This window comes from Pseudomonas sp. UMAB-40 (assembly GCF_900095275.1).
Classification (GTDB): Bacteria; Pseudomonadota; Gammaproteobacteria; order Pseudomonadales; family Pseudomonadaceae; genus Aquipseudomonas; species Aquipseudomonas mandelii_B.
The window spans coordinates 309,168-316,856 of sequence record NZ_LT607555.1 but is presented as its reverse complement, the minus strand read 5'-3'; the positions used below and the strand labels follow the sequence as shown (position 1 = coordinate 316,856).

At 60.3% G+C, this 7,689-nt stretch carries 7 protein-coding genes; 4 read left to right on the top strand and 3 right to left on the bottom strand.

Annotated features, from left to right (window positions below):
• Positions 1-193 precede the first annotated feature (193 nt).
• Both K0F88_RS09770 and K0F88_RS09765 read left to right on the top strand, forming a co-directional pair.
• Positions 194-391, top strand: coding sequence for a hypothetical protein (locus K0F88_RS09770; protein WP_094471758.1), 198 nt, complete (start codon positions 194-196; stop codon positions 389-391).
• A 50-nt stretch (positions 392-441) separates the two neighbouring features.
• Positions 442-1,119 (top strand): type 1 glutamine amidotransferase domain-containing protein, encoded by a 678-nt coding sequence (locus K0F88_RS09765; RefSeq protein WP_094471759.1) that lies wholly within the window; start codon positions 442-444, stop codon positions 1,117-1,119.
• A 171-nt stretch (positions 1,120-1,290) separates the two neighbouring features.
• On the opposite strand, the gene K0F88_RS09760 is transcribed toward K0F88_RS09765, so the two are convergent.
• The 3 genes from K0F88_RS09760 to K0F88_RS09750 form a co-directional block, all read right to left on the bottom strand.
• Positions 1,291-2,682 carry a VOC family protein gene (locus tag K0F88_RS09760; RefSeq protein WP_219094917.1) on the bottom strand — a complete coding sequence of 464 codons (1,392 nt, stop codon included), beginning with the start codon at positions 2,680-2,682 and terminating at the stop codon, positions 1,291-1,293.
• Positions 2,683-2,848: 166 nt separating this feature from the next.
• On the bottom strand, positions 2,849-3,796 hold the full coding sequence (locus K0F88_RS09755) for an alpha/beta fold hydrolase (protein ID WP_094471761.1): 948 nt from the start codon (positions 3,794-3,796) through the stop codon (positions 2,849-2,851).
• A 22-nt stretch (positions 3,797-3,818) separates the two neighbouring features.
• Positions 3,819-5,273, bottom strand: coding sequence for an NAD(P)/FAD-dependent oxidoreductase (locus K0F88_RS09750; protein WP_094471762.1), 1,455 nt, complete (start codon positions 5,271-5,273; stop codon positions 3,819-3,821).
• 188 nt (positions 5,274-5,461) lie between these two features.
• Between K0F88_RS09750 and K0F88_RS09745 the strand changes: the two genes are divergently transcribed.
• Both K0F88_RS09745 and K0F88_RS09740 read left to right on the top strand, forming a co-directional pair.
• Complete coding sequence (locus tag K0F88_RS09745) at positions 5,462-6,535, top strand: diguanylate cyclase (RefSeq protein ID WP_219094916.1); 1,074 nt, start codon at positions 5,462-5,464, stop codon at positions 6,533-6,535.
• 136 nt (positions 6,536-6,671) lie between these two features.
• A partial coding sequence (locus K0F88_RS09740) for a glutamate carboxypeptidase (protein ID WP_374039712.1) occupies positions 6,672-7,689 on the top strand: 1,018 nt, incomplete at its 3' end.

The following is a 7,689-nucleotide window of genomic DNA, read 5'->3' as shown; positions in this document are numbered from 1 at the left end:
CGGACATGTACGCTGGAGTAGCCATGGATGTGCTCCTTGCTGAATAAAGTAAGAGTGCCCGGGAGGCGGTATCGCCCGGTGGGTGCATGACTGTCATCAAGGTCCGTGCCAGAAACGGTTAAACCCATACAAATCAAGGTGTTGAGGATTTTATTAAAGTGCCTTGAAGGTTTTTGTAAGGAGCGCCGCAGGAATGTGCGCAAGTTCTTGCGCAGCACTGCGCAAGAACTTGCGCACTTGGCCGGAGAGCCTGGCAGGCTGGGCGATCAGCGATCCTGCAAGCGCATTTGACGCGAGCAGTGCGCAACTTCTTGCACAGCAAGGCTTTGCGCCATCACTGAAAGGCATGTGGCATCCGGTGCAACGAATCGACGGGCCGGGTGGTCCATAAAAACAGCGCCGTCGAGAGTCCGAACAACCTGGAAGTGGAGTGAGAACGACATGAAAATCCTGATGGTTTTAACGTCCCACGATCAATTGGGTGATACGGGTAAGAAAACCGGCTTCTGGCTGGAAGAATTCGCAGCACCGTACTTTGCGTTCAAGGACGCCGGCGCTCAACTGACCCTGGTCTCGCCCAAGGGTGGCCAACCGCCGCTGGACCCGAAAAGCGACGAGCCGGACGCGCAGACGGCTGCCACTGATCGCTTTCGCAAAGATTCCGCGGCGCAGTCCGCATTGGCGTCTACCGCTCTGCTTAGCAGCGCGAGGGCTCAAGATTACGATGCGGTTTTCTATCCGGGCGGTCATGGTCCGTTGTGGGACCTGACCGAAGACAAGAACTCGATTGCGCTGATCGAAGCGTTCATCAAGGCGGATAAACCGGTCGCGGCCGTTTGCCACGCACCGGGTGTGTTGCGTCACGTCAAGGGTGCGGATGGCCAGCCTTTGGTCAAGGGCAAGCGGGTGACGGGGTTCACCAACACTGAGGAAGAGGCGGTGCAACTGACGAAGGTCGTGCCGTATCTGGTGGAGGACATGCTCAAGGAGAAGGGGGGCATTTACTCCAAAGGTGAGGACTGGGCGAGCTATGTGCTCACGGATGGCTTGCTGATCACCGGGCAGAACCCGGCGTCGTCCGAGGCTGCCGCTGAGGCGTTGTTGGCAAAACTCCGCTAAACACGGAATCTCAGCGGATTGAAGTTTCTATGTGGCGAGCGAGCTTGCTCGCGCTGGGCTGCGAAGCGGCCCCAAAAATTCTACGTATGACGGAGATTTTGTGAGTGCTGCGCACTCAAGCGGGAGCAAGCTCCCTCGCCACACATTGCAATCGGCTGGCAGTTCGTTGAGTCAAATCAGACGCGACAATCTCGAAGTCTCAAAACATTGTTCGATCGAGCGCCGCTGCGTCTCGGCATACAACCCCAATTCATCAATGGTCGGCCGCCCCAGCGCCTGTTCAAAGGCCTGCTGGTTCGAATGTCCGCCATAATTCACCTGCGCCGCATCCCCCAGGTTCGACTGGAAAATCCCCGCTGCACTGACCGGCAGAAAATCTTCATACACCAACGGTTCAACCCGCAAATACCCGCCGCTGAGCAAATCGTCTAGCGACAACGATTTCAGCTCATCCGCCTCCAGGCCTTTTTCCGTGACGAAATAACGAAAGTACGCCAGTTCCTGTTGGCGCATGCCTTCATACGTGTCAGGGAATTCTGCAAAGTGCTGCGTCATCAGCGCGTTGTAGCGTGCGGCATTGGCCTCGTTGGGGAAGTCCTGCAACTCATCACGGGCTGCGTTGAGCAGGCGGTCGTAAAGTGCCCGGCCTTTCGGGGTGAGCGCCGCGCCGCGCTGTTCGATTTCACCGAAGCGTGCGCTGTGGCTGCCGCGTGTCCCAGCTTGATCGGTAAAGGCAATCGGCTCGTCGAGCGCCTTGAAACTGGTCTGGCGCAGCAGGATCGGGCACTGACGGCGGGGCGGGCCTTCGATCACGGCTTTGGGCGTGATGCCGTGGGCGGGCATTTGCGCCTGGACGATGTCGATGTCCAGGGTACGCGGCGTCAGGTGATTGATGTGCGGGCCTTTGAACGCGACCACATCGGCAATCAGGCGATGCTGTGCGCTGAGTTTCTGGTATTGCTCGGCGGTGACCGTGGCGCTGTGGTGCCAGCGGAAGGTTTCAAGCGCCTGTTCGACGAAGTCCTGCGCCTCTTGTTCGTTCAGACCGCCTGCGGTTTCGGCGCGGTCGATCAGGGCAAGGGCTGTCGGGGTGAAGATCTGGCGTTTATCCAGCACCGATTGAGCGAAGGCTCGCAGTTCCAGGTCTTCGATCAGTTCCAGGCGCAGCAGGGAGGTGAACACCCGGAACGGGCTGACTTGCAGAGCAGTTTCATGCACGGCGCGGAACGCGGTGGAGTGCACAGGCACGCCGGCCGGGGTCAGATCGTAATAGCCCACGGGTTGCATGCCCATGACCGCGAACAATCGGGCGAGGGTGGCCAGTTCGTCAGCGGTGCCGACGCGGATTGCGCCGTGACGCTCCAGGTCCAGCCGCTCGATTTCGCCGGTGCTGTTCAGCTGGCGGGCCACCTGCGGATCACTGTCGAGCACGTGACGGTTGGTCTGCTCCACCAGCTTCATCAGCGCGCCGTACAGCGGCACTTCTTCGCGGTACATGTCGGACATCGCTTTGGAGAAGCGTTGGCGGATCAGGTCAGGGCTGACGAAGCTTGGGTGGCTCATGAAAAAAATTCCTGGCGCGGTGACGTGAAGGATGGGGGAAAAGATCGCAGCCTTCTGCCACGCCGACAAACGAAGAATCTTACGGACTTCATTCTGCCAAGGACTGACGCACAACTGGCCTGTAGATGCCCCCTCGCCGCAGGGCAGCTGCTACAGAGGTTGGCGGTTACAGGTGCGAACGGCTCTCCGAGCGCAGCGATCCGAGGAACTCCCGATACAACCGCGCCGTATTGGCCGGCTGTTCGACCATCGGCATATGCCCGATGTGGTCCCAGATGTCCACGCGCAAATCAGCGATGCCTTTACTCCAGACCGCAACGCTACTGACATCGATCAGACGGTCCTTGCGCCCCCACAGCAGCAGCGCCGGGCACTTGATGTCGGGGAGCCGGGGTTCCATCGGCGGGCTGGCGCGGAAGTCGTTGAAGATTTCTTCCAGCTCATCGCGACTCTGTTCATAACGCTGGGCGATGGCGTCCAGCACCACGCCCGGCACCCACGGCGGCTCGGCCATGGTCATGGCGTAGAAGCCCCGGAATTCTTCCCGGGAGTGAATCAGAAACGGGTTGTGCCCCTTGGCGAGATGTCGTTCCAGGTCACTGGCCTCCGGGGCCGTGACGCCGGCCGGGTCGATCAGGGCGACGGAGGCAATCCGGTCCGGGTAAGTCGCCGCCAGCCACGCCGCGATGTAGCCGCCCATCGAGTTGCCGATCACATGGACTTTTTCGACTCCGCAAACGTCCAGCAGTTGGATCATCCGCTTGGCCTGCAGCGGGATGTCATAGCCACCACCGGCCTTGAAGCCGGTTTCGCCGTGACCGGCGATGTCCGGGATGATCACCCGATAATTGCCGACAAAATGCCGGGCGAAGCGCAGCCAGATGTTCTTGTCGGCGCTGTAGCCGTGCAGCATCAGCACACTGCTGGACGCTTCATAGGGCCCGCCTTGCCAGGTCGAGACGGTCATTTCCGTGATCGGTACGACGATTTTGTGTAGCCGATACAGCTTGGCTTCCAGGGCCATATTCAGGTCATAGAGCCAATAGCCGATGGCCGGGTAACTCAGCCAGCTCCAGGCCACAAAAACCGCGATAAGGACAACCAACACAAGCATCAGGCATCTTCCTTTTACGTGATCAGGACAAAATGTGGTCGGCGGGTTTCAGTGCCCGGGTCAATCGGTGATAGCTGAAACTGAACCCCGGGAACATGGCGATCACATGACCGCTCTTGCTTTGATACCAACTGTGGCAGCCCCCGGACTTCCAGACGGTGCGCTCCATTTCACGGTGGATCATCTCAGTGTAGGTACGTTCTGCTTCGGGGCGTACTTCGATGCTGCGCAAACCCTGTTCTTTGAGCGTGCGGATGCAGTCGAGGATGTAATTCATCTGGGATTCGATGATGAACAGCGCCGAGGTGTGGCCGATGCCGGTGTTGGGCCCGGTGACGATAAACAGGTTGGGAAAGTCCGGCAGGCTGGTGCCCAGATAAGCCCGTGGGTACTGGGCCCAGACGTCTTTGAGCCGGGTGCCGTTTTTACCGGTGACCGGGTAGGAAATCACCCCGTCGGTGGCGTCGTACCCGGTGGACCAGACGATCAGGTCCAGGTCGATGTGCCGGCCGTCCTGGGTGACGATGCCGGTTTCGTCGATGGACGCGATGCCTTGTTCGCGGCTGTGCAGCGTCACGTTGCTGCGCCCGAGCGCCGGGTAGAGGGTGCTTGAGACGATCACTCGTTTGCAGCCGATGGTGAAGTCCGGGGTCAGTTTGCGGCGCAATTCGGGGTCGGGCACCTGGCGTTTGAGGAAGCGCAGGGCGTGTTGCTGGACCATGCGGATCGCCGGTTTCGAGTATTTGAAGGCAATCACCCGGGTTTCGAATTGCCAGTAGAGCATCCAGCGCAGCAGTTTGTAAGCCGGTTTGAGGCCCAGCAACCAACGCTGGAAAGGTCCGAAGGTACGGTCGGCGCGGGGCAACACCCAGTGTGGTGTGCGCTGGAACACGTGCAGGTGCTCGACGTCGGGGGCAATCGTCGGAATGACCTGGGCCGCACTGGCACCGCTGCCGACGATGGCGACGCGTTTGTGCCGGTAATCGAAGGTGTGATCCCAGTTGTTGGTGTGAAACGTCTTGCCCTGAAAGCGTTCCTGGCCTTCGAAGTGTGGGACGACGGGTTGACTCAGCGGCCCCGTCGCGTTGATCAGGAACTGCGCGTAAAACGTACCTTTGGTGCCGGTGTGCACCGCCCAGCGCTGGCCGTCGGCGTCCCATTCGATACGCTCGACATTGGCTTGCAGTTCGACCTTGTCCCGCAGGCCGAAGTGCTCCACCACATACTGGGTGTAGTGGTGCAGTTCAGCTTGATCGGCGAACATTTGCGTCCAGCGGTAAGGGGCGAAGGACAGCGAATAGAGCGGCGAGGGCACATCGACGGCCGCGCCGGGGTAGGTGTTCTGGCACCAGGTACCGCCAAAGAAGTCCCGTCGTTCCAGCAGGCGAAAATCGTCGATGCCTGCCTTGAGCAGATTGATCGCCGCGCACTGACCGCCAAAACCGCTGCCGATGATCAACACTTGAAAGGTCTGCATGGGTCTCCTTTATCGTTGTTTATCCAACTCTCCCTTCATGTATAGCCCAAACACTGCACGCTCCCACAGAGACTGCGCAGGATTCAGGCTGCCCGCCGGTGATGGCTATTTAACGTTGCCCTGATAGACTCCCACCACACCCGCACCCCGTGTTTTGTCGGGTTCCGTTCTGTGACGCAGAGGCCCTTATGGGAAAAACGGGAGGAAAAGGGCTGTCACTGGCCAGAAGGCTCTATACATCGCGAACCCTGGGTTTGGCCTTGGGCCTGTTGTGCGTAGGCGCGGCGATGTATCCACTCAACCCGGCGCCGTGGGTCTGGGTGCTGATGCTGGTCAATGGCGTCCTCTGGCCGCATGTTGCCTATCAATGGGCGCGTCGGGCGAAGGTGCCCTTTCACGCCGAGCATCGAAACATCCTGGTCGATGCCTTTCTCGGTGGATTCTGGGTCGCCGCCATGCAGTTCAATCCGCTGCCGAGCGCGGCGACGCTGTCGATGATGGCCATGAATAACGTGGCAATCGGTGGTTTGCGGTTCCTGCTGGTGGGCACGGTTGCGCAGATTCTCGGGATGGGTGTGGGTCTGCTGGTGTTCACACCGGCCTTCGTCACGCAAACCAGCCCGTTGCAGTTGTACGCCTGTCTGCCCCTGCTGATCCTGTATCCACTGGCGCTGGGCTGGATCTGCTTTCAACAGGCCACCACCCTGGGCCGCCAAAAACGTGAACTGCTGGCCCTGAGTCGTACCGACAGCCTCACCGGCCTGCTGAACCATGGTGCCTGGAAAGACCAGCTGGAAGTTGAATTCCAGCGCTGCCAACGCCAGCAGCGGGGCGGGGCGATTGCGTTGATCGACATCGACCATTTCAAGACCATCAATGACACCTACGGCCACGTCGCCGGGGACATCGTGCTGCGGCAACTGAGCAAAATGCTCAAGCAGAACCTGCGGGCGACCGATGTGGCGGGGCGCTATGGTGGCGACGAATTCTGCGTGCTCCTCCCGGATTTGCCCCTCGACAGCGCAGCGGCTGCCATGGACGCCTTGCGTGATCGCTTCGCAACCCTGGGCTATGAGCAGAACCCGGCGCTGAAAGTCAGCTTGAGCATTGGCCTGGCGGCATTCGACCCGTCACACACCGACGCCACCCTGTGGCTCAACGATGCCGACCAGGCACTCTACGAAGCCAAGACCACCGGCCGCAACCGCGTGATCTACCGCATAGACGGCAAACCCCATCACGAACTGCTCGACCCGGTCTGAGGGCCTGCAAAGGCTCGCTCCCACCAGTAATCATCGGCCTCAGGTTCGTGTATGTCGCATTCGGTCTAGAGCCTTGCGCCGTAGTCAGGTAGGGTGTTTTTGCCCCCCCCCCCCGACACGAAACAAGGATCGATTCATGACGCTCAATCTCCCTCGTTCCCTGCTGGCCACCAGCCTTGCCATGACCCTCGCCCTCGGCGCATTCGCCCCTGCAGCCTTCGCCGAACCCCACAAACACGTCCTCGCCGATTCCGAGCAGTACAAGGGTGAAGCCCTGAAACTGTTGGAGCGGCTGGTGAACATCGACTCCGGTTCCGGCTATGAACCCGGCCTGACACAAGTGCGCGACATCGCCATCGACGAGCTGAAAAAACTCGGCGCCACCATCGAACTGGTGCCCAACACACCGGACAAAAGCAGCCACGTAATCGCGACTCTCAAAGGCACCGGCAAGGCGAAAATCCTGCTGATGGCGCACATGGACACCGTGTTCAAGGAAGGCTCGGCCGCCGAGCGGCCGTTCCACATCAAGGACGGCCGCGCCTACGGGCCGGGCGTGATGGACGACAAGGGCGGCATCGTCGCCGGAATCTACGCGCTGAAAGTCCTGAAAAACCTCGATTTCAAGGACTACGCGCAAATCACCTTCCTGCTCGATGCCAGTGAAGAAACCGGCTCGGACATTGCCACCGACCTGATCAAGAAAACCGCCAAGGCCCACGACGTGACCCTCAACCTCGAACCGGGCCGCCCCGCGGATGGTCTGGTGGTGTGGCGCAAAGGCAGCGCGACGGCGGTGGTGGAAGTCAAAGGCAAAGCGGCGCATGCCGGTGTTGCACCGGAGCTGGGACGCAACGCGGCGATGGAGGCGGCGCACCAGATTCTGCAGCTCGGCAAACTGGGCGACGCCGAGAAGAAAACCACCATCAACTTCACCGTGATCAAGTCGGGCGACCGCACCAACGTGATTCCGGATCAGGCCACCGCCAAGGCTGACGTGCGGGCGGCAGTGCCGGAGGAGTTTGACCGGATCGAGAAGGACTTGGCGCGGGTATCCAAGGACAAGCTGATTCCTGAGACCGAAGTCACGACCACGCTACAACGCGGTTTGCCGCCGATGCCGCAAACGCCGGAGTCGGATCGACTGATGGCCA